The sequence below is a fragment of the Streptomyces globosus genome, from assembly GCF_003325375.1.
Taxonomy (GTDB): Bacteria; Actinomycetota; Actinomycetes; order Streptomycetales; family Streptomycetaceae; genus Streptomyces; species Streptomyces globosus_A.
In genome coordinates this window covers 6,780,760-6,802,042 of sequence record NZ_CP030862.1, presented here as the reverse complement: position 1 = coordinate 6,802,042, position 21,283 = coordinate 6,780,760, and the positions used below count along the sequence as shown (strand labels likewise).

The 21,283-nt window shown below is 72.2% G+C and carries 15 protein-coding genes and 3 pseudogenes; 8 read left to right on the top strand and 10 right to left on the bottom strand.

Going from position 1 to position 21,283, the window contains the following annotated elements:
* Positions 1-81: 81 nt before the first annotated feature.
* On the bottom strand, positions 82-1,197 hold the full coding sequence (locus C0216_RS30280; RefSeq protein WP_114058301.1) for a LacI family DNA-binding transcriptional regulator: 1,116 nt from the start codon (positions 1,195-1,197) through the stop codon (positions 82-84).
* A 361-nt stretch (positions 1,198-1,558) separates the two neighbouring features.
* On the opposite strand from C0216_RS30280, the gene hisC reads away from it, so the two are divergent.
* A complete protein-coding gene (gene hisC / locus C0216_RS30275) occupies positions 1,559-2,638 on the top strand; it encodes a histidinol-phosphate transaminase (protein WP_114058300.1) in 1,080 nt (359 codons plus the stop codon).
* Positions 2,639-2,715: 77 nt separating this feature from the next.
* Here hisC and C0216_RS30270 read toward each other — a convergent pair whose 3' ends face one another.
* Positions 2,716-3,084 (bottom strand): cyclophilin-like fold protein, encoded by a 369-nt coding sequence (locus tag C0216_RS30270; RefSeq protein WP_114058299.1) that lies wholly within the window; start codon positions 3,082-3,084, stop codon positions 2,716-2,718.
* A gap of 186 nt (positions 3,085-3,270) precedes the next feature.
* Here C0216_RS30270 and C0216_RS30265 point away from each other — a divergent pair, with 186 nt between their 5' ends.
* From C0216_RS30265 to cydD, 3 genes are all read left to right on the top strand, one after another.
* A complete protein-coding gene (locus tag C0216_RS30265; protein WP_114058298.1) occupies positions 3,271-4,773 on the top strand; it encodes a cytochrome ubiquinol oxidase subunit I in 1,503 nt (500 codons plus the stop codon).
* A gap of 18 nt (positions 4,774-4,791) precedes the next feature.
* A complete protein-coding gene (gene cydB / locus C0216_RS30260) occupies positions 4,792-5,793 on the top strand; it encodes a cytochrome d ubiquinol oxidase subunit II (RefSeq protein WP_114058297.1) in 1,002 nt (333 codons plus the stop codon).
* Between the two features lie 63 nt (positions 5,794-5,856).
* A complete protein-coding gene (gene cydD / locus C0216_RS30255) occupies positions 5,857-9,405 on the top strand; it encodes a thiol reductant ABC exporter subunit CydD (protein ID WP_114058296.1) in 3,549 nt (1,182 codons plus the stop codon).
* A 27-nt stretch (positions 9,406-9,432) separates the two neighbouring features.
* Here cydD and C0216_RS30250 read toward each other — a convergent pair whose 3' ends face one another.
* Positions 9,433-10,314: a Cof-type HAD-IIB family hydrolase gene (locus C0216_RS30250; RefSeq protein WP_114058295.1), complete on the bottom strand. Its 882-nt coding sequence runs from the start codon at positions 10,312-10,314 to the stop codon at positions 9,433-9,435.
* 118 nt (positions 10,315-10,432) lie between these two features.
* Between C0216_RS30250 and C0216_RS30245 the strand changes: the two are divergent.
* A pseudogene (locus tag C0216_RS30245) lies at positions 10,433-10,678 on the top strand (LLM class flavin-dependent oxidoreductase); the annotation flags it as partial.
* Positions 10,679-10,734: 56 nt separating this feature from the next.
* Here C0216_RS30245 and C0216_RS30240 read toward each other — a convergent pair.
* Positions 10,735-10,987: pseudogene (locus C0216_RS30240) on the bottom strand (DNA-binding protein); the annotation flags it as partial.
* 176 nt (positions 10,988-11,163) lie between these two features.
* Between C0216_RS30240 and C0216_RS30235 the strand changes: the two are divergent.
* The gene (locus C0216_RS30235; protein ID WP_114058293.1) at positions 11,164-12,660 is read left to right on the top strand and encodes a PQQ-binding-like beta-propeller repeat protein; all 1,497 of its coding nucleotides are present in this window, start codon (positions 11,164-11,166) and stop codon (positions 12,658-12,660) included.
* A gap of 58 nt (positions 12,661-12,718) precedes the next feature.
* Positions 12,719-12,949, top strand: a pseudogene (locus C0216_RS30230) (LLM class flavin-dependent oxidoreductase); the annotation flags it as partial.
* A 55-nt stretch (positions 12,950-13,004) separates the two neighbouring features.
* On the opposite strand, the gene C0216_RS30225 reads toward C0216_RS30230, so the two are convergent.
* From C0216_RS30225 to C0216_RS30210, 4 genes are all read right to left on the bottom strand, one after another.
* Positions 13,005-13,406 (bottom strand): DNA-binding protein, encoded by a 402-nt coding sequence (locus C0216_RS30225; RefSeq protein ID WP_114058292.1) that lies wholly within the window; start codon positions 13,404-13,406, stop codon positions 13,005-13,007.
* The gene (locus tag C0216_RS30220) at positions 13,403-13,651 is read right to left on the bottom strand and encodes a hypothetical protein (RefSeq protein WP_114058291.1); all 249 of its coding nucleotides are present in this window, start codon (positions 13,649-13,651) and stop codon (positions 13,403-13,405) included. The genes C0216_RS30225 and C0216_RS30220 overlap by 4 nt, the downstream gene beginning before the upstream one ends.
* 55 nt (positions 13,652-13,706) lie before the next feature.
* Complete coding sequence (locus tag C0216_RS30215) at positions 13,707-14,867, bottom strand: hypothetical protein (RefSeq protein ID WP_246042747.1); 1,161 nt, start codon at positions 14,865-14,867, stop codon at positions 13,707-13,709.
* 100 nt (positions 14,868-14,967) lie between these two features.
* Positions 14,968-15,318 carry a hypothetical protein gene (locus tag C0216_RS30210; protein ID WP_114058289.1) on the bottom strand — a complete coding sequence of 117 codons (351 nt, stop codon included), beginning with the start codon at positions 15,316-15,318 and terminating at the stop codon, positions 14,968-14,970.
* 101 nt (positions 15,319-15,419) lie between these two features.
* Here C0216_RS30210 and C0216_RS30205 point away from each other — a divergent pair, with 101 nt between their 5' ends.
* The gene (locus C0216_RS30205) at positions 15,420-16,316 is read left to right on the top strand and encodes an LLM class flavin-dependent oxidoreductase (RefSeq protein ID WP_114058288.1); all 897 of its coding nucleotides are present in this window, start codon (positions 15,420-15,422) and stop codon (positions 16,314-16,316) included.
* A 31-nt stretch (positions 16,317-16,347) separates the two neighbouring features.
* Here the strand turns inward: C0216_RS30205 and C0216_RS30200 are convergent, their stop codons facing one another.
* Positions 16,348-19,389 carry a tetratricopeptide repeat protein gene (locus tag C0216_RS30200; RefSeq protein WP_114058287.1) on the bottom strand — a complete coding sequence of 1,014 codons (3,042 nt, stop codon included), beginning with the start codon at positions 19,387-19,389 and terminating at the stop codon, positions 16,348-16,350.
* Positions 19,386-21,248 (bottom strand): HSP90 family protein, encoded by a 1,863-nt coding sequence (locus C0216_RS30195; protein WP_114058286.1) that lies wholly within the window; start codon positions 21,246-21,248, stop codon positions 19,386-19,388. The genes C0216_RS30200 and C0216_RS30195 overlap by 4 nt, the downstream gene beginning before the upstream one ends.
* Between the last annotated feature and the right edge of the window lie 35 nt (positions 21,249-21,283).

Here is a 21,283-nt window from a genome sequence, read left to right as displayed (position 1 = left end):
TTCCTGCCGCTTTCTCCCGAAATCGGCACTGTCGAATTGCGCGGCGGGGCCCCCGGCCCCGCCTGCAGGGAGGCGCGGCGGTCAGTCCTGGGCCGGTGACCTGGGCGCACTGACCGTGGTCCGGGGCCTCCTGCGCTGCGACGACGTGCGGACGATCAGCTCCGTGGGGACGACCTGCTCGACGGGCCCGCCGGTGTGGACGCCCTCGATGGCATCGATGAGGAGCTGCACCACTGCGGTGCCGATACGGCGCGGCTTGAGGGAGAGCGTCGTGATCGGCGGCTCGGTGTTGGCGTACACGGTGGACTCGCTGCAGCACACGAGGAGCAGGTCCTCGGGGACCCGCAGCCCGTAGCGGCGGGCGGCGGCCAGCAGGTCGGTCCCGTTGGGGTCGAAGAGCCCGTAGACGGCGTCGGGGCGGTCGGGGCGGGCGAGCAGGCGGTCGGCCGCGACGGCGCCGGCGCACGGGTCGTGGGCGGGGTAGGACTCGTAGACGGGGTCCTGGCCGGTGCGCTGGCACCAGTTGAGGTAGGCGGTGGTGGAGAGCCGGGTGTAGGTGTCCGTGGTGGTGCCGGTCAGCAGCCCGATGCGGCGGGCGCCGGCGGCGGCGAGGTGGTCGAGGAGGTTGAGGACGGCCGCCTCGTGGTCGTTGTCCACCCAGGCGGTGACGGGCAGGGTGCCGGCGGGGCGGCCGTCCGAGACCACCGGGAGGCCCTGGCGTACGAGCTCGCTGACGACGGGGTCGTGGTCCGAGGGGTCGATCACGACGGTGCCGTCGAGGGCGACGTTGGACCACACGTCGTGCCGGGAGGTGGCGGGGAGGATGACGAGGGCGTAGCCGCGGGCGAGCGCGGCGGAGGTGGCGGCTCTGGCCATCTCTGCGAAGTAGGCGAACTCGGTGAAGGTGAAAGGTTCATCCCCGTACGTGGTCACGGTCAGGCCGATGAGGCCGGACTTGCCGGTACGGAGGGTGCGGGCGGCGGCGGATGGGCGGTAGCCCAGCCGGTCGGCGACCTCGCGGACGTGGCGGCGGGTGGCGTCCGGCAGCCGCCCCTTGCCATTGAGCGCGTCGGAGACGGTCGTGATCGAGACGCCCGCTGCGGCGGCCACGTCCCTGATGCCGGCCCGGCCCTGTCGGCCGGCGGCCCGCCGGGTGGTCTCGGTCCGGCTCACCTGGTGCTTCCCTGCTGCTGTCATGGCGAGCCGATAGTAGGGCGCGGTACGGCAGGGGGGCCGGGTGCATATGCACGCGTTGACAGGCACGTTTCTGCATGGTTCTCACCGTTCAATGACCATGGAAACAAAGGCATTTGTCCGCGTGGGGTGAGCTGGGCCTTTGTCGTCGGGTACGGGCATGCCAAAACGGACGCGCCCGCGCGCTGCACCAACTCACCTGTACGAGGGATGCGCGCCACGGCGCAGGCCACCGGCGCACGCATATATGCGTGCGCTCCCCCGCAATCCAGGCGCGGCCATTTTCGGGACGGCGGAATCCTCATAAGGTGAGCAGTATTGAGTCGACGGCGACGTCGGACGGGATGGTCGAGGAGGACCCCAGGTGAGCGAGAAGAGCCCGAAGCTGCGCGCCGAGCTGGACGGCATTCCGACCTACAAGCCGGGCAAGCCCGCCGCCGCAGGCGGCGCCGTCGCGTACAAGCTGTCCTCGAACGAGAACCCCTACCCGCCGCTGCCGGGCGTGCTGGAGAGCGCGGTGGCCGCCGCCGGCCGGTTCAACCGCTACCCCGACATGGCGTGCACCGACCTGGTGAACGAGCTCGCCGAGCGGTTCGGCGTCCCGGTCGACCACATCGCCACCGGCACCGGCTCCGTCGGCGTGGCCCAGTCTCTGATCCAGTCGACCGCCGGTCCCGGTGACGAGGTCGTGTACGCCTGGCGGTCCTTCGAGGCCTACCCGATCATCACGCAGATCTCGGGCGCGACGTCCGTGCAGGTGCCCCTGACCGACGGGGACGTGCACGACCTCGACGCGATGTACGAGGCGATCACGGAGCGGACCCGCCTGATCTTCGTCTGCAACCCGAACAACCCCACCGGCACGGCGGTGCGCCGCGCCGAGCTGGAGCGCTTCCTGGACCGGGTGCCCTCGGACATCCTGGTGGTCCTCGACGAGGCGTACCGCGAGTTCGTCCGCGACACCGAGGTGCCCGACGGCATCGAGCTCTACCGCGACCGCCCCAACGTGTGCGTGCTGCGCACGTTCTCCAAGGCGTACGGCCTGGCCGGCCTGCGCGTCGGCTTCGCGGTGGCGCACGAGCGGGTGGCCGCGGCGCTGCGCAAGACGGCGGTGCCGTTCGGCGTCAGCCAGCTGGCCCAGGACGCGGCGGTCGCCTCGCTGCGTGCCGAGGACGAGCTGATGGGCCGGGTCGGTGCGCTGGTGTGCGAGCGGGACCGCGTTCACGCGGCGCTGCTCGGCCAGGGCTGGACGGTGCCGGACACGCAGGCGAACTTCGTGTGGATGCGGCTGGGCGAGCGTACCGCCGACTTCGCGGCGGCCTGCGAGAAGGCCGGTGTGGTGGTCCGGCCCTTCGTGGGCGAGGGCCTGCGGGTCACGATCGGCGAGCCCGAGGCGAACGACCTCTTCCTGCACACGGCGGAGGCCTTCTTCAAGCAGATGTAGCGCCCGCGGGCGGAGCGCTCGGGGTGCGGCGCCGCCCGGAGGGCCGATGCACGCGCCGCAGGGCGGAGGCTTCCGCCCTATGCGAGCTCCACCCGGACGGGGTCGCCGGCGCGGAGGGTGGCCAGCAGGCGCGGGTCGCCGTCGAAGGAGCCCAGCACGTTGCAGGGGCTCGCAAGGCGGCACTCGCCGCTGCGCGAGATGGGCGTGGGGCCGTAGGGGAGCGCGAGGGCATCCCCTTCGGTCCAGAACGCGACGGTGCCCGGCTCGACGACCTGCCGTGCGCCGGATTCCAGCGCGACGCTGACGCCGGTGTCGAAGTAGACCTCCTCGCCCCAGGTGTGGGCCGAGGCGGATATCGGGAGCGCCTCGACCAGCGCCTTGCTGGTCGGGGTCTCCTCGAGGGTTGCGGTGAGGTGGCCGGCGGGCCAGGAGATGCGAATCTTCATGCGCGTTATTCAACAATCTGTTGAATCCATCCGCCAGGGGGACCCCGGCTGAAAGTCGCCGAAAGGGATGAGCCATAATGCTTGTGAATGTGAACGCGTTCACAAGCTCGCCTGCTTCCTCCCGGTATCGGCGGAAGCGGACGGGTCGGAAGCGGCCATCCACGGCGACCTGAAGGAGATGACGACGTGGACGTAGCTTTGGCGCCGGAGACACTGGCGCGCTGGCAGTTCGGCATCACGACCGTCTACCACTTCCTCTTCGTCCCCCTCACGATCTCCCTCGCCGCGCTGGTCGCGGTCCTCCAGACGGCCTGGGTGCGGACCGAGAAGGAGAAGTACCTCAAAGCCACGAAGTTCTGGGGCAAGCTCTTCCTGATCAATATCGCGATGGGCGTCGTCACCGGCATCGTGCAGGAGTTCCAGTTCGGCATGAACTGGTCCGACTACTCGCGGTTCGTCGGCGACGTCTTCGGCGCCCCGCTGGCCTTCGAGGCCCTCATAGCCTTCTTCTTCGAGTCGACCTTCATAGGCCTGTGGATCTTCGGCTGGGACAAGCTGCCCAAGAAGATCCACCTCGCCTGCATCTGGATGGTCTCGATCGGCACGGTGCTCTCCGCCTACTTCATCCTCGCGGCGAACTCCTGGATGCAGCACCCGGTCGGCTACCGCATCAACCCGGAGAGCGGACGCGCCGAGCTGACCGACTTCTGGCTGGTCCTGACGCAGAACACCACCCTCGCCCAGGTCTTCCACACCCTCACCGCGGCGGTCCTGACCGGCGGCGCCTTCATGGTCGGCATCGCCGCCTTCCACCTGATGCGCGGCAAGCACATCCCGGTGATGCGCACCTCGCTGCGGCTCGGTCTGGTGGCCGTCGTCATCGGCGGCGCGCTCGTCGCCGTGAGCGGCGACGTGCTGGCCAAGGTCATGTTCAAGCAGCAGCCCATGAAGATGGCCGCCGCCGAGGCCCTGTGGGACGGCGAGGAGCGGGCCCCCTTCTCGGTCTTCGCCTACGGGGACGTGGACAAGGGCCACAACAAGGTCGCCATCGAGGTGCCCGGCCTCCTCTCCTTCCTCGCCGACAGCCGCTTCGACTCCTTCGTCCCCGGCATCAACGACGTCAACAAGGCCGAGCAGGAGAAGTACGGCCCCGGCGACTACCGGCCGAACATCCCGGTCGCCTACTGGGGCTTCCGCTGGATGATCGGCTTCGGCATGGCCTCCTTCGCCATCGGCGCGGTCGGCCTCTGGCTGACCCGGCGGAAGTTCCTGCTGCCGGCCGCCCTGCGGACCGGCGAGGACGAACGGCCGCACCTGGTCCTCTTCCGCACGCCCCTCGGCGCCCGGCTGACCCGCCTGTACTGGCTCGCCGGGGTCTGGACGCTCGGCTTCCCGCTGATCGCCAGTTCCTGGGGCTGGATCTTCACCGAGATGGGCCGCCAGCCGTGGGTCGTCTACGGGGTGCTGCGCACCCGGGACGCGGTCTCGCCGGGCGTGTCCCAGGCCGAGGTGCTCACCTCGATGGCGATCTTCACCGCCCTCTACGCCGTACTCGCCGTCATCGAGGTCAAGCTCCTGGTCAAGTACGTCAAGGCCGGCCCGCCCGAGCTCACAGAGGCCGACCTCAACCCGCCCACCCGGATCGGCGGGGACGGCACCTCCGACCGGCCGATGGCCTTCTCGTACTGAGGCTGAGGGGATCCCGCCATGCAACTCCACGACGTCTGGTTCGTGCTCATCGCCGTCCTGTGGACCGGCTACTTCTTCCTTGAGGGCTTCGACTTCGGCATCGGCGTCCTGACCAAGCTCCTGGCCCGCGGCCGCACCGAGAAGAGGGTCCTGATCAACACGATCGGGCCCGTGTGGGACGGCAACGAGGTCTGGCTGCTCACCGCGGGCGGCGCGACGTTCGCAGCCTTCCCCGACTGGTACGCCACCCTGTTCTCCGGCTTCTACCTGCCGCTCCTCGCCATCCTGGTATGCCTGATCATCCGGGGTGTCGCCTTCGAGTACCGGCACAAGCGGACCGAGGAGCGGTGGCAGGCCAACTGGGAGCACGCGATCTTCTGGACCTCCCTGCTCCCCGCGTTCCTGTGGGGCGTGGTGTTCGCCAACATCGTGCGCGGCGTGGAGATCGACCAAAACAAGGAGTACGTCGGCGGCATCCTCGACCTGTTCAACGCATACTCCGTGCTCGGCGGCCTCGTCACCCTGGCCCTGTTCACCTTCCACGGAGCCGTCTTCGCCGCGCTCAAGACCGTGGGCGGCATCCGGGACCGGGCGCGCGCACTGGCGACCCGCCTGGGCGTCGCCACCGCGGCGGCGGCCGTCGGCTTCCTCGGCTGGACGCAGGCCGCGCACGGCGACGGCACCAGCCTGGTCGCCCTGGCCGTCGCCGTGGCAGCTCTGGCCGGGGCGCTCGGTGCCAACATCGCGGGGCGGGAGGGCTGGTCGTTCGCCCTGTCCGGCGTCACCATCGCGGCGGCCGTCGCGATGCTCTTCCTGACGCTCTTCCCGAACGTGATGCCGTCCTCGCTGGACGACGCCTGGAGCCTCACGGTCACCAACGCGGCGTCCAGCCCCTACACGCTCAAGATCATGACCTGGTGTGCGGCGGTGGCCACCCCCGTCGTCCTGCTCTACCAGGGATGGACCTACTGGGTGTTCCGCAAGCGGATCGGCACGCAGCACATCGCCGACGCGCACTGAGCCCGATCCGGGTGGGGCGCCTGCCGCCCCGCCCGGCCATCCGTCTCCTGAGGGATGTTTCACGTGAAACCGATCGACCCGCGCCTGCTCCGGTACGCCCGGTCCACCCGCCTCTTCCTGGGGGCCGTTGTGGTCCTCGGGTGCGCCGGGGCGGGGCTGGTCATCGCCCAGGCGATGCTGATCGCCGAGATCGTCGTGGGCGCCTTCGAGAAGGGCCTCGACGGCCGGGACCTGCAGACGCCGCTGCTGCTCCTGGCCGCCGTGGCCCTGGGGCGCGGCCTGCTTGCCTGGCTCACGGAGCTGGCTGCCCACCGGGCCTCGGCCGCCGTCAAGTCGCACCTGCGCGGACAGCTCCTGGACCGGGCCGCCGACCTGGGGCCCGGGTGGCTGAGCGGGCAGCGGACCGGCTCCCTGGTGGCGCTGGCCACCCGGGGCGTGGACGCCCTCGACGACTACTTCGCCCGCTACCTGCCGCAGCTCGGCCTGGCGGTGGCTGTCCCGGCCGCCGTCCTCGCCCGCATCGTCACCGAGGACTGGGTCTCTGCGGCGATCATCGTGGTCACCCTGCCCCTCATCCCGCTGTTCATGGTGCTGATCGGGCTGGCCACGCAGTCCCGGATGAACCGGCAGTGGCAGCTGCTGTCCAGACTGTCGGGGCACTTCCTCGATGTCGTGGCCGGCCTGCCGACGCTCAAGGTCTTCGGCCGGGCCAAGGCGCAGGCCGAGTCGATCCGCCGGATCACCGGCGACTACCGCCGGGCCACCCTGCGGACCCTGCGGATCGCGTTCCTGTCGTCCTTCGCGCTGGAACTGCTGGCCACCCTCTCCGTGGCGCTCGTCGCCGTGACCATCGGCATGCGGCTCGTCCACGGCGAGCTCGACCTCTACACCGGGCTCGTGGTGCTGATCCTGGCGCCGGAGGCATACCTGCCGCTGCGCCAGGTCGGTGCCCAGTACCACGCGGCCGCGGAGGGGCTGGCCGCTGCGGAGGAGGTCTTCGAGGTGCTCGAAACGCCGGCGCCCCGGCCGGTGCCGGCCGTGTCGGCCGCCCTCCCCGGACCCGGTCCGGCCGGATTCTCCCTCGACGTCGACGGGGTGTCCGTTCGGTATCCCGGGCGGGGCACGGACTCGCCCTCTGCGGTCTCCCTCACCGTCGGGCCCGGCGAGTGCGTCGCCCTCACCGGCCCGAGCGGCGCCGGCAAGTCCACCCTGCTGCAGGTGCTGCTGGGATTCACCGCGCCGAGCGCGGGCCGGGTGCGGGTCGGCGGCGCCGACCTGTCCGCCCTCGATCCGGAGCAGTGGCGCCGGCACGTCGCCTGGGTGCCCCAGCGGCCGCACCTCTTCGCGGGAACGGTCGCGGAGAACGTGCGCCTCGCCCGGCCCGACGCCTCCGACGGGGCCGTGGCCCGGGCTCTGGAGGACGCCGGAGCCGGGGAGTTCGTCGCTGCTCTGCCGCAGGGTGCCGAAACGGTGCTCGGCGAGGGCGGGGCAGGGCTCTCGGCCGGCCAGCGCCAGCGGATCGCGCTGGCCCGCGCCTTCCTCGCCGACCGGCCGGTGCTCCTGCTCGACGAGCCGACCGCCGCGCTCGACGGGGAGACCGAGGCCGCCGTCGTGGAGGCGGTACGGCGCCTCGCTGCCGGCCGGACCGTCCTGCTGGTCGTGCACCGGCCGGCGCTGCTCGCCCTCGCGGACCGGGTCGTCGAGATCGGGGCCGCGCCCTCGGACCCCGCCCCCGACGCTGCCGCCGGTCCCCCGGCCCGGGCCGCCGGCGACGGCGGCTTCCGGGGTGCCGCAGTGTCCGGCGCGGCAGAGCCGGCGGACCAGCCGACGGCGGCCGCAGCGGTCGGCGCCGCAGGGGCAGGCCACCTGCGCCGGGTCAGGGCCGCCGCCCGTGCCTGGCAGGGGCGGTTCAGGCTCGGACTGCTGCTCGGCGCACTGGCCGTCGGATGCAGCGTCGGACTGATGGCGGTCTCCGGCTGGCTGATCTCCCGTGCCTCCGAGCAGCCGCCCGTGCTCTACCTGATGATGGCCGTCACGGCCACGCGCGCCTTCGGTATGGGCCGCGCCGTGTTCCGGTACGCGGAACGGCTCGTCTCCCACGACGCCGTCCTGCGCATGCTGGCCGACCTGCGCGTGTCGGTCTTCCGGCGGCTGGAGCGCATCGCCCCCGCCGGGCTGCGCGGGCAGCGGCGCGGCGACCTGCTGGCGCGGCTCGTCGCCGACGCGGACGCCCTCCAGGACTACTGGCTGCGCTGGATGCTCCCGGTCGGCACCGCCGTCCTCGTCGGGAGCGGGTCGGTCGCTTTCGCCGTCTGGCTGCTGCCCGAGGCCGGCGCAGCCCTCGCTGCCGGGCTCCTCGCCGCCGGCATCGGGGTGCCGCTGGTCAGCGGCGCCTGTGCCCGTCGCGCCGAGCGCCGGCTGGCCCCCGCCCGCGGCGAGCTCGCCACCCGGACCGCCGACCTGCTGACCGGGACCGCGGAGCTGGCCGTCGCGGGTGCCCTGGGCCGCCGCAAGGACGCGGTCGCGGCCAGCGACAGGACCCTGACGGCCATCGCCGCCCGCGGGGCGGCCGCCACCGGCCTCGGCAGCGGCCTTTCCGCGCTCGTGTGCGGGCTGACGGTCGCCGCGGCCGCGGCGTTCGCCGCCGGAGCCGTCCAGGACGGCAGGCTCTCCGGTGTCGCCATGGCCGTGGCGGTCCTGACCCCGCTGGCCGCCTTCGAGGCCGTTGCCGGGCTGCCGCAGGCGGTGCAGTCCCGGCAGCGGGTGCTCCGCAGCGCCGAGCGGCTGCACGAGGTCCTCGACGCCCCCGAGCCGGTCGCCGAACCGGAGCGCCCGGCGGAGGCCCCCGCCTCGCCCTTCCCGCTCCGCCTCACGGGCCTCACCGCACGGCACCCGGGCCAGGAGCACGATGCCTTGCACGGACTGGACCTGGTCCTGGAGGCCGGACGGCGCACGGCCGTCGTCGGCGCCTCCGGAGCCGGCAAGACCACGCTCGCCCACGTCCTCCTCCGCTTCCTCGACCCGGCCGCAGGTTCCTACACCCTCGCCGGGACGGACGCCCGCACCCTCGGCGGCGACGACATCCGCCGCCTGGTCGGCCTGTGTGCCCAGGACGCCCACATCTTCGACAGCTCCGTACGGGAGAACCTGCGCCTGGCCCGCCCCGCGGCGAGCGAGGAGGACCTGCGCCGGGCTCTGGCCGGGGCCCGGATGCTGGACTGGGCCGAGGGGCTTCCCGACGGCCTCGACACCCTGGTGGGCGAGCACGGAGAGCGGATCTCGGGCGGACAGCGGCAGCGTCTGGCCCTGGCCCGTGCGCTGCTTGCGGACTTCCCGGTCCTGGTCCTGGACGAGCCCGCCGAGCACCTCGACCTGGCGACCGCCGACGCGCTGACGGCCGACCTGCTGGCGGCGACAGAGGGGCGGACCACCCTGCTGATCACGCACCGGCTGGCCGGCCTGGAGGCCGTGGACGAGGTGCTCGTCCTGGACGGTGGAGCGGTCGTTCAGCGCGGCCCGTACGCCGAACTCGCCTCCGTGGACGGCCCCCTGCGCCGGCTGCTGGAGCGGGAGAAGGCGGCCGACGGCCTGCTGGCCGGCCTCTCCCGCTGATCGGCCGGCCCGGAGGTGCCGCCGGCGTCAGCCCCGCTGTGTGGCGAGGTCGGCGAGGATGCGCTCGATGACGACCGCGACCCCGTCCTCGTTGTTGGCGACCGTCCGGCCCGAAGCGGCCGCGATGACATCGGGGTGTGCATTGCCCATCGCGTAAGAAGTGCCTGCCCAGCGGAGCATCTCCACGTCGTTCGGCATGTCGCCGAAGGCGACCACCTCGGACGGCGAGATCCCCCGCTCGGCGCAGCACAGCTCCAGGGTGCTGGCCTTGGACACGCCCAGGCCGCTGATCTCCAGCAGGGCTGTCGGGCTGGACCGGGTGATCGAGGCGTGGCCGCCCGCAGCCGTCCGGGCCAGCTCAAGGAACTCGTCCGGGGCCAGCTCGGCGTGGTGGGCCAGAAGCTTCAGCACGGGGGCGGCGGTCTCCCCCTCCTCGTCGAGCAGCTTCTCCGCGGTCGCGACGTTGGCACCCGGATCCTGGAAGAAGGGCGGGTACAGGGGCTCGTAGTTGATGCCGGTGGTCATCTCGACCGCGAACGACGCACCGGGGGCGACGGCGCGCAGCGTCTGCACCACTGTGAGGGCGGTGGCCCGGGGCAGGGCCCGCACCTCGACGAAGCTGCGTCCCGCGTGGAGGTCGACGACAGCGGCGCCGTTCGCGCAGATCGCGAGGCCGTGCCCGTGGACGTGGTCGCTGACCACGTCCATCCAGCGGGCAGGGCGCCCGGTGACGAAGAAGACCTCGATCCCGGCCTCCTCGGCGGCGGCGAGAGCGGCCACGGTCCGCAGCGAGACGGACTTGTCGTCGCGCAGCAGGGTGCCGTCGAGGTCGGTGGCGATGAGCCGTGGGGTCGGGGTGGGCCCTTCCGGGCGCTGGGGAGCCGAGGTCACGGGTCCATCTTCGCCCATGCACCTGCGGTGACAGGTCCCGATCCGCTGACGGAGCGGCCGCGGTGGCGATGTTTCACGTGAAACAGCGGCCTGCTCGGTTTCACATGAAACGTCACCCGGCCCTGCACTCGATCGCATGAGTCTGCGTCTGAGCACGGTGATCCTGCCCGTACGTCCGTGGCACGAAGGCGGCCGCGACCAGTGGCGGCGCGCCGAAGAACCGGGCTTCCACACCGCCTACAGCTACGACCCCCTGTCCTGGCGGTCGTTCCGCGGCCTTCCCTGGTTTGGCGCGATTCCCACCCTCACGGCAGTGGCAGCGGCCACTGAGCGGCTCCGGTTGGGCACGCTCGTCACCTCAGTCAGGCCTCGTTCGCCTATCGCGGCCTGACCAGGGAAAACGTACGTCGGAGGCATTATGGTCCCGCGCGAGGACGATCAGATCGCGATAAGTCGGACGCGGTTGCCACACAGCTTGGCCGTGTCGTCGACGTCGGACGTGAGTACGGCCACCGGGCCCGGCTGCGGAGCGCCGGCTCGGCGACGGTGGCATCGATCGCGTACTTGTGGCCGTGGAGACCGGTCTCCTTCAGCAGCCCGGCGGCGCTCTGGCCGCCTGCTCGGTCACCGCTTCGACCTTGACCTGGGAGAGCACCCAGTTCAGTCGTGCCGTGTTCACCCGGGCGTGCGCACCGGCACGCGATCCCGGCACGCCGTTCCTGAGACCACCGTTTGCCGGACACCGGCAGCCCGGGGCCGTCGTAACGGCCGTGATCGGACCTACCCCGCCCGGCACGTGAGACGGATCATGGCAGCGGGCGGAGAGCACTTCGGGCCGCTCTCCGTCCGCCGGCAGGAGGGGAGCCTGTGGCACGCACACGCAACGTCGTCCGCCCTTCGGGGGCGATAAGCCCTTGGCCGGTGGCCGGACCGGTCGCAGCCCTCATCGCCCTGCCGGGCGGGGCGGCGGCAGGAGCGATTCTGACCGGGGGCGTGCTGTGGTTGCTGGGCCTCGGTGACGGTAGCGAGGTGGCGTACACCATCGGAGGTGCACTCGGCCTGTGGATCACCTGGTGGCCGTCTCTCCGCGCCGTTCGGACCCATTGCCTCTGGGCCTGGACCGGCACTCTCGTCGCGGCCGCCCTCGTCGCGCCGACGGCCGTCCTCTCATCGGGAGAGTCCGTACGGCCCGTGTGGTCGGCCCCCCATGACACCCAGGCCGGTGTGTCGGCTGTGGGCAGTTGGTACGACGACGACGGCGTCGTCGTCCGGGTACGGGAAGACACGGCGACCGCGTTCCAAGCCGACGACGGTGGTATCGCGTGGAGTTGGAGCCCTCCCGGCCGGGAGAGGATCTGCACACTGAGCCGTCGGACGTCAGGGGGCATCGGTGTCCTCGGACACACCACGGACGGCAAGTCCTGTTCGGCCGCGATCGCCCTGGACCTGGGCACGGGGCGGGAGATCTGGCGCTCCGCCATGGCATCGGTGGACCGTGTCCTGGCAGACCAGGTGCCCGACCTGATCGCTGTCACCGGTGAGACCGTGGTGCTGCCCGAGGCCCGGGGGTGGCGAGCCATCGGGCTGTCCGACGGAACGGACCGGTGGCGGGCCGCGACCGAGGAAGGCTGTTCACCCCTTCTTTCCGACAGCGACGGCCGCACCGTGGTCACCGTTGACGAGTGCGGTGAGCGCGCCGCTCCCGCACTGGCTACGTACGCGGGTCGCGACGGCCGACGACTCAGCCGCGGCCAGGTGCCTGCTGTCGGCGCCCCGCGGTTCCTGATGGTCCTCTCAGCTGCCCCCCTGACTCTCTGGGTACACGAGAGCGACCTCCGCGGTACCCGCGCAGTACTTGGTTACGACGAGCGAGGAGACGTCCGCACCACGTTGCCGACCGACGGGCCGACGGGGGAGATCCGGATCCTGCCCGGATACTCCAGCGCGTACCTCGATGTGCTGGAGGCCCGCCCGGTCCGGTCAGCCGCCGTGGTCGGCGACACCTTGGTGGCTGCCGAGGTGCGATCGGATGACCGGCGGTGGGTATCCAGCGGCAACAAGCCGGGATACCAGTCGACACGGGGCCGGATAGCCGGGTTCTCCCTGACCAGCGGCACCCGGCTCTGGAGCGTCGACACCGACGCCGAGGTCGAGGGGGTGATCCGCCATGAGGACGAGATCTGGGCGATCGGCGGCAGCAAGCTGACGGCCGTCTCCTCCCGTACTGGCTTGCGGACCCACGAGGTCGCGACGCGGGAGACCGACACCCGGTTCCCCACCGACCTGTGGATCCTTCAATCCGGCGGGTACGCCCTCGTTCACGCGGACGGAGGCAGCGCGGCACCCGTCACCGTCCTGCGCTGAACACCGCTCGGCAGCGCCCTTCACTGACGGGTGCCACGCCGTCGGCAGTGCACCCGTCATCGCTCCGCTCCTTCCGATCGACCGCTGGCACGAGGGAGGCCGCGCCAAGTGGCGGCGGGCCGAGAAGCTCGGCTTCCACGCCGCGTACAGCTACGACCACCTGTCGTGGCGGTCGTTCCGGGACGGGCCGTGGTTCGGGGCGATCCCGACGCTGACGGCGGCAGCAGCAGCCACGCAGAACATGCGCCTGGGCACGCTCGTCACCTCAGTCAAGCCTCGTTCACCCATCGCAGCCTGACCTGGGAAACATACGTCAGGGGCGTCTTGGCCGTGCCCGAAGCGGATCAGATCGCGATGAGTCGGACGCGGTTGCCGCACAGCCTGGCCATGTCGTCGACGTCCGACGTGAGCATGGCCACCGGGCCTGGCTGGCGGAGCGCGAGCTCGGCGACGGTGGCATCGATCGCATACTTGTGGCCGTGCAAGCCGGCCTCTTTCAGCAGGCCGGCAGCGGTTCTGGCCGCCTGCTCGGTCACCGCTTCCACCTTGACCTGGGAGAGCACCCAGTTCAGTCGGGCGGTGTTCACCCGGGCGTGCATGACCTCCACGATGGTGTTGGCGCAGACCACGAGATCGGCAGCCATCGAGTGGAAGGATCGGATCATCGCGAGCACGGCCCGGTCCTGTGAGATCCAGGCGGACAGTCCTTGGGAGTCCAGTACGACGGTCTCGATGCGGTGGTTCACGCGGCGCTCGCCGGCTCCTCGTGCTCGGCCGTGCCGAAGATCCTGGCCTGGGCCGCGGCCAGCTCCTCGTCGGTGAACGCGCCGTGCTCCTCCTCGTAGCGGCGCAGCTCCTCGCCGAGCAGCTGGTGTCTGATCTGGCGGGCGACGGCCTCCGCGACGTAGCCGGAGACGTTGTCCGTGAGCCTCTTCAGCTCCGCCACCTGCTCGGTGGGCAGAGTGACCGTGATGCGGGTCGTGTCAGCCATGGAGCCAGCATACTGCGGTATGCGCGCTGTCTGTCAGGCTTCTCCACCTACGAGCTCAGCGCCGCCCCGCACCGAGCAGCTCGCGTAGACGGTCGCCGATCACGGATACCCCGGGGCGCGAGTCGCTCTCGTAGTACCAGGGCTTGCGCCGGCGCAGCAGCGCGTCACCGTGCTCGCTCCAGGTGAATCCGGGCTTCCTCAGCAGTTTCCGGAAAACGGCGTCCGCCGTCTCCGGGTGAGCGGCGGCCAGCCGGCGGATCGGCAGTGGCGTGATCGACTCCTCGCGCAGGTACGTGCGCAGCAGGTCCTGGTGCTGTCTGCGGCCCGTGAGGGCGGGGTCCGCGAAGAGGTCCCGCAGCATCCCGTAGTCGGCGTAGAAGTTGAGCCCGTCGACCTGGTCGTAGATGACGCCGACGGTGTCCGAGTCCGCCAGTTCTGACGGCAGCTCGAAGAAGGGCAGGTCGAAGCTGGGGGGCCGCTTGCGGCGGGCACGACCGGGCTGTGCGGCGACGGCTGCCTCTTGGCGGTGGCGGTAGTAGGCGTTGAGGAGGTCCTCGGCTTCGGCAGGCGGAAGGACCAGTTCGTCGCCACCGCAGAACTCGACGAACGCTGCCCGGTCCTCCCGCATCCGCTGCCAGCCCTGCTCGATCTTCTCGGCGTTGCGGAAGACCAGTTCGGGGTGGTGCGTGGCCAGTTGCAGGGCTGCTTGGGCGATCTCGGTGGCGCTGGACCTGGGGTAGCTCGTCATCGCCCCGGACACCAACCACGCCCCGCCGACCGAGTGGACGGGTACCAGGCAGGTGTGGAGGAATCCCCCCTTGGACACTCCGCGGAACGCCGCCCGCCCGACGTTCGAGTAGGTGCGGTACTCCAGGTCGTCGACAAGGTTCAGCAGGGTGACGGCATCGCCGTCCTTGCGCCGGATCTCGAAGACGCCCTCGACCGGGTCACGCCAGCCGAGCAGCATCTCCCGGTCGGCCGCGGTCAAGTCCTTCCGGCCGGTGACGAACCGGTCCACCACGGTCGACCCGTCCGGCAGGCGGTACCGCAGGATGAAGTGGTCGGTGATCCGGATCGCCTCACCCTCGTCCAACTGCCTTTCAGGTCCAGCGGCCTCCAGCAGGAGGGGTGTCAACCACCGGTCGAAGCGGGCACTCTGCGCGAAGGTGACCAGCCGCCCCTTCAATTCGGCGCTGCGCTCGATGAGATCAGCCAATGACGGTTCATGGGTGCCCTGATGCGCGCCCTGTGCGGCCTCAGCCACGTTCAGCCCTTTCGTACGAGCCGGTTCCGCGTGAAGTGGGAGGGGTCCGGCCTCAACCGGCCCAGTGACGGTACGCCTCGATCCTTCCCCGAGCTCTCGGCTCCGCTCGAGCAGGGGAGACCCCATTCGCCCCCTCGGGCGCCGGGCTGGGCAACTGCAGATCCAGGATCCCGATCGACTGCCGGACGCGACCGTGAGAGCACAACGCGACAATCCTCCCGTCCGGCGTGAGGTCGACACCGTGCACCGTCACCTCGACGCCGAGAACCGCGCCAGTGAAGGGCAGGTCGAGGTACTCCTCAAGCATGGTGAACGGACCGGTCAGCTGCTCGTCCTCGGTGTAGGCGTCGACAGTCGCCTCTTCGATCATGGCCTCAAGCTCGACCCTGTCCAGCGTGCCCATGACGCCACGGTAGCGGCCCGCATCGCGACGTCAGTGTGGCTTCCCGAATCTGCTCCGTCGGCATATCCGTGACAGCGGGAGGCCCGCGTATCGTCGAGGTCATGCGTCTGAGCACGGTGATCCTCCCCATCCACCGATGGGCCGAAGGGCAGAAGATCTGGCGGCGGGCCGAAGACCTCGGCTTCCACGCCGCGTACACGTACGACCACCTGTCGTGGCGGTCGTTCCGGGACGGTCCGTGGTTCGGGGCGATCCCGACGCTGACGGCGGCAGCGTCAGTAACGCGGAGTATGCGCTTGGGTACGCTCGTGACGTCGCCGAACTTCCGGCATCCGGTGACCCTTGCCAAGGAGCTCATGACGCTGGACGACATCTCCGGCGGGCGGGTGACGCTCGGCATCGGGGCGGGGACCAGCGGGTTCGACGCGACCGTGCTGGGGCAGGGCCTGTGGACTCCGCGAGAGCGCGCGGACCGTTTCGCCGAGTTCCTTTCCCTGCTGGACCGGCTGCTGACGGAACCGGCAGTGAGCGCGCGGGGCGCGTACTACTCCGCCGACGAGGCGCGCAACATCCCCGGCTGCGTGCAGCGGCCCCGTCTTCCGTTCGCGGTCGCCGCGACCGGCCCCCGCGGTCTGAAGCTCGCCGCCGCCCACGGCCAGGCCTGGGTGACCACCGGCGACCCGAAGCTGTACGAGGACGGCACCCCCGAGCAGTCGCTGGAGGCACTGCGGGGCCAGTCGAGCCGCCTCGACAAGGCGCTTGCCGAGGCCGGCCGGGACACCTCCTCGATCGAGCGGATCCTGCTGACCGGCTTCACGCCGGAGCGCAACACCCTGCTGCGGTCCGTGGACGCCTTCGTCGACTTCGCGGGCCGCCACCAGGAGCTCGGGTTCACGGAGCTGGTGATCCACGCGCCGATCCCCGACTCCGACTTCGCCTCGGACGAGCGCGTCTTCGAGGAGATCGCCACGGAGGGCCTGGCCCAGCTGGCCCGCTGAGGTCCCCGCCGGCAGGACGGCGGGGACCGGGTCAGCCCTGGGACAGCTGGGCGAGCGTGTACTCCGCGCGCTCCAGGAGGTCGCCGACGAGCCCCTCGGGAAGGGCCTTGAACTCCTCGACGAGCGCGGCGATCCGCGCCGCGCCCGCCTCCTCCCGGCCGAGCTCCTGCTCGGTCCAGGCGGCGTACTGCTCGCACTGCAGGCGGTCGGCGAGGTGGTCCGGCCCCAGCTGCCGGTAGACCGCGGCAGCGCGCCGGCACAGGTCGACTTCCTCGCGCCTGAGTGCCTCGGTCTCCTGCGCGTCCAGGAGGCCGGCCGGCCGCGGCCCGCCGCTGCCGTCCTCCTCGCCGTCGGCGCCGTACTCCTCGGTCAACTCCTCGGACCTGACCACCTGTCGGTCGGCCAGCTGGGCCAGCTGGTACCAGGTCTGGGCCAGCTCGGCCAGCAGGTGGGGGTCCTCCGGCGCGCCGGCCAGCGCCGCGTGCAGCACGTCGGCGGCCTGGTCCATCCGGGACCGGGCGTGCGCCGCCGCGGGAGCGGTGACCTCCTCCCGCAGGGCCTGCCAGGCCAGCGACCGCAGGATCCGCGCCTCCGAGACAGGCTCGCCGCCCGCTCGCCGGTACAGCTCCAGGGCGCGTTCCCAGGCGGCCGCCGCCTCCTCCGGCAGGCCCGTCCGGGCCAGCTGGTCGGCGGCAGAGTGCGCCAGGTGTGCGTGGGGCCGCTGGTCCTCCCAGTGCTCGGCCGTTTCCGCCGCGAGGAGGTACTGCTCCGCTGCCTCCTGCGGCTCGTTCAGTTCCGCCAGCAGGTCGCCCAGGAACTCGCGGGCCCCCACCGCCTGCCCTTCCCCGTGCTCCAGGAGGTCGGGGAGCGCCGACCGCAGGACCTCCGCCGCATCGACGTGGTGCCCCTGCACCGCGTGGGCCCGGGCCAGGGTGAACCGGGCCTGCGCCCCACCGCCGGAGACCAGTCCGGCCTGGTCGAACCAGTGCGCCGCAGCCAGTGCGTGCTCCGCCGCCTCCGAGGCCGCGTCGCCCCTGCGCAGCAGGATGTCCGCGAGCGTGAGGCGGACCGCGCCCTGTGCTTCGGCGTCGGTCACCTCCGCCGCGTGCTCCAGGCCGGTACGCGCCGCCTGCTCGGCCTCCTCCGGGCGGCCCAGCGCCATCAGCACACCGGCGAGCAGCGTGAGCGGGTCGACTGCCAGCCAGGGGCGGCCCGCGGCCGCCGCCCGCGCGGCGGCCGCGTCGAGCAGCGGTGCGGCGCCCTCGGGATCTCCCTGCGACAGGGCGATGCGGCCCAGCATCTCCTCCGCCTCCGCGGCGAGGTCGGGCAGCGACCCGCGGTGGGCGGCGGCGAAGGCCGTGAGCCGGGCGGCCTGCTCCGCGGCAACCTCGGCGCCGTGCCCGTGGTCCTCCGGCGGGCCGTCACCGCCGTGGGACTCCAGGGACCGAAGGTAGGGCTCCAGCCGGAGTGCGGCCAGTTCCGCCAGGGCGATCCGGCGGCCGCGCAGCGGCTCGCCGGCCTCCAGCGCCTCGGCGGCCTCGGCCCCCGCCGCGAGCAGGGCGCGGATCCGCTCGGGGGCAGCCCCGTCCTGCGCGGCAGCGCTGGCCAGCCGCAGTTCCGCCAGTGCCGCGCGCTGCGCCTGTCCGAGGGTCCGGTAGCCGTCGCGGGCCGCCGCGAGCAGGTCCGCCGCCTCCGGGGCGCCCGCGCGGGCGGCGGCGAGTGCGCGGCTGTCGGCAAGGTCGGCTGCGGTCAGCGGGTCCACGGCGCTTTCGGGCAGCGCCGCGGCCCGCGCAGCGGCCTCGGCCCAGAGCGCGTCCGCTGCGGGGTGGCCCTGGTCGCGTGCCGTGCGCGCCCGCTCCACCAGCTCGGCGAAGCCCTCCGCCGGTGCGGCCGCGTCCGCCGCTTCGGCGGCCCGCCGGGACGGCACCGCGGACGGGGGCTCGACTTCGGTCTGCGGGAGCGGCGCGCTGCGGACGCCCAGCGGCAGTACGCCCACGAGCGGCTGCCGGCCGACCCGGGCCAGGAAGCGCTCCGAGGTGCGGGGGCTGCGGTTGCGGGCGTCGAAGCGGCGGGCGATGTCGAGGGCACTCGCGTGGAGGTGCGCGTACAGGGCGGAGACTGTGCGGGGGCCGTCCGCGTAGGGGACGGCCGGGCTGCTGCCGTGTCCCAGTTCCTCCAGCCGGCGCAGCAGAACGAGCACGCCGCCGTGGAAGTCGAGCTGGTCGTCGGCGTTGGCGAGGGCGCCCAGGTGTCCGGCGTGCTCGGCCAGGATCTCCAGGCCGCGGGACTCGTTGCCGCTGAGGGCGCAGAACTCGATGTGCCGGCCGACCGACGGCAGGAGGCTCTCGTTGCCGCGCGCCAGCCGGTAGCCGCGGATGTGGTTGCGGCGGGCCTCGTCGAGGCGGCCGAGCCGCAGCAGCGGCAGCAGGGAGGCGGCCAGCACCCGGTGCGGCTCCTCCGCGCAGGTCAGGCCGCCCGTGAGCACCGGCTGCCACAGCTCCAGGGCGCGGGCGTCGTCGCCGCGCAGGGCGGCGTACTGGCCCTGGCTGTTGAGCTCGCAGGCGTGGCAGTCGCTCATGGCGTCCCGCTCGGCGGCGAGCCAGGCGCGCATCGCCCGGTCGGCGCGCTCGTCGTCTCCGGTGGCGTCGGCGAGCCACATCTCGGCCTCGCGGACGGGGCGCTCGCTGTAGCCGGCGAGCCGGTAGCGGCGCTCCATCTCCTCCAGCCAGCCGCGGGCGGAGTCCAGGGGGATTTCGGGGGAGTCGCCGATGGCCGTCCCGATCCACTTGAACTGCCAGAACAGCGTGTGGACGTCCCACCGGCCGAAGGAGCCGGGGTCCTGGTCGTACTCCTGGAGCAGCCGGGCGAAGGGGACGAGCATCTTCGAGGACTCGGCGCTGTGCAGGTAGGAGGTGATCAGGTTGTCCAGCGCCTCGCGGAACAGCGCCTTGTCGCCGGTGGCCTCGGCCGCGCCGGCCAGGGCCTCGGCGTGGGCGTTGCGGGCGGACCCGTTGGGGGCGCTGCGGTTCTCCTGGAGGGCCTGCCGGACCTCGTCGGGCGTCATCGTGGTCACTGCGGGTCCTCCAGGGCGTCGGCGGGGTGGGTGGCCCATTCCAGGAGCCCGAGGAAGGCCCGGTTGAGCAGGGCGGTGTCGGCCGCGCGCAGCGGCCGCTGGGACATCAACAGCGCCTGCCCGTACAGGGATTCGACGGCGGTGCCGGTGAGGCCTTCATCGGGCAGGGAGGCGATGCGCCGGATGAGCGGGTTGTTGTGGTTGAGGACGAGGCGGGCCCGCGGCGCCGACCCGCGCAGCGCGCCGAGGATGCCGGTCCACAGGGAGTCGGCGCTGTCGAGGGCGGCGGTGCGGTCGCGCTCCTGGCGGGCCTGCCGGTCGTCGAGGTACAGCGCGGGGACGGAGACGGGCTGGAACGCGCGCAGCACCACGTCGCAGCCCTGTGCCTGGAGGCGGGTGCGGGCGGTGGACAGGAACGGGGCGAGGGCCAGTTCGGCCGCGGTCGGGACGGGGTCCAGCCGCTCGGTGACGGCTCCGGCGTCGAGCTCGGCGACCTTGAGCTCCGGCCGTACGGCAGGCAGCAGGGCGAGCAGGTCTGCGTCGTAGGTGTATCCGGCATTGACGACGCCGAGCCCGTGGGCGGCTGCGATCGGGGCGATCTGGCGGAACTCCTCGACGGACCGGGTGAAGTGGATCTCGGGGTGGGCGGCCGTGAACTCCTGGAGGCTCATCGATCCGTCGCTGGTCTCGAACGGCAGCCAGGGCAGCATCAGGCCGAGGAGCTCGGGGTCGTGCCGGGCGAGGGACTTCACCCCGAGGTGGTGGACGGCCAGGAACGCGGCCAGGCGCTCCGGGTCGCTCGCGGCAAGCTCGGCGAGCCAGGCGCGGATGCGGGCGCCGAGGGCCTCGCGGACGGCGGCCAGGGTCTCGTCGTCGTACAGGTTCTCACGGGACGCGGTCGGCCGGAGGGTGTCGGTGTCCAGGACGGCGCGTACGAAGAACGCCCAGTCGGGCAGCAGGTTGTCGGCCCGGTCCGTGAGGAGCATGCCCTTGAGGTGGACGCGGTGGCCGGAGCGGTGGGCCGGGCTGGTCGGCTCGGGCAGGACGTACGCGACGCCGCGGACTCCGGCGAGCGGCAGGTCGAGATCGATGCTGTCGAGCGGGGTGAACCCGAAGAGTCCGGAGCAGTGGCCGGCGAGCGCGACGCGGCGGGCGGCCGGTGTGGGGAAGGGGCGGTCCCAGACGGCGGGCCGGTCGGTGACCGGCCGCGGCTCGCCGCCCGTGCCGTCGTCGAAGGTGATGTCGTAGGGCAGGAGGGAGCCGTAGTCGCGGGCCAGCTGTTCGACCTTGGCGGGCGCCATCCATTCCCCGGCGCCGGGGCGGGCCTCCAGCTCGACGGTGGTGCCGGGCTCGCGGCGGGCGTCGTGGGGCAGTTCGCGGACGGTGTAGGTGCCGTCGTCGGCGGCGAGCCATTCGACGGGGGCGGCCTGCGGGTCGCGGGCGGAGCGGGTGGTGACGCGGATCCGGCGGGCGACGACGAAGCAGGCGAGCAGGCCGATGCCGAACTGGCCGAGGAACTCGCGGCGGGCGTTCTCCAGGCCGTGTTCGCCGCCGCGCTTGGAGCTGCGGCCGATGGTGGCGAGGAGGGAGTGCGCCTCGTCGGCGGTCAGGCCGATGCCGCTGTCCTCGATGGTGACGCGTCCCCCGGAGGCGGCGAGGCGGATGCGGATCGCGGCCTGCGGGTCCACTGCGTGCCGGGCGGTGACGGCGTCGACCGCGTTCTGCAGGAGCTCGCGGACGTAGACGCGCGGGCTGGAGTAGAGGTGGTGGGAGAGCAGGTCGACGAGGCCGCGCAGGTCCACCTGGAAGGTGTTGGCCCCGGGGTCGGCGGGGAGCGCGGCAGCGGATGCAGATGTCATGGAAAGTCACCTCGCGTTGGTGCATGGGTGGTTCG

Bases quoted from the DNA above. Each gene is read 5' to 3' on its own strand.
- C0216_RS30280 (WP_114058301.1), bottom strand. From the start codon at position 1,197: ATGACAGCAGCAGGGAAGCACCAGGTGAGCCGGACCGAGACCACCCGG.
- C0216_RS30205 (WP_114058288.1), top strand. From the start codon at position 15,420: ATGCGTCTGAGCACGGTGATCCTCCCCATCCACCGATGGGCCGAAGGG.
- C0216_RS30220 (WP_114058291.1), bottom strand. From the start codon at position 13,651: ATGGCTGACACGACCCGCATCACGGTCACTCTGCCCACCGAGCAGGTG.
- C0216_RS30250 (WP_114058295.1), bottom strand. From the start codon at position 10,314: ATGGGCGAAGATGGACCCGTGACCTCGGCTCCCCAGCGCCCGGAAGGG.
- cydB (WP_114058297.1), top strand. From the start codon at position 4,792: ATGCAACTCCACGACGTCTGGTTCGTGCTCATCGCCGTCCTGTGGACC.
- C0216_RS30195 (WP_114058286.1), bottom strand. From the start codon at position 21,248: ATGACATCTGCATCCGCTGCCGCGCTCCCCGCCGACCCCGGGGCCAAC.
- C0216_RS30210 (WP_114058289.1), bottom strand. From the start codon at position 15,318: ATGGGCACGCTGGACAGGGTCGAGCTTGAGGCCATGATCGAAGAGGCG.
- C0216_RS30270 (WP_114058299.1), bottom strand. From the start codon at position 3,084: ATGAAGATTCGCATCTCCTGGCCCGCCGGCCACCTCACCGCAACCCTC.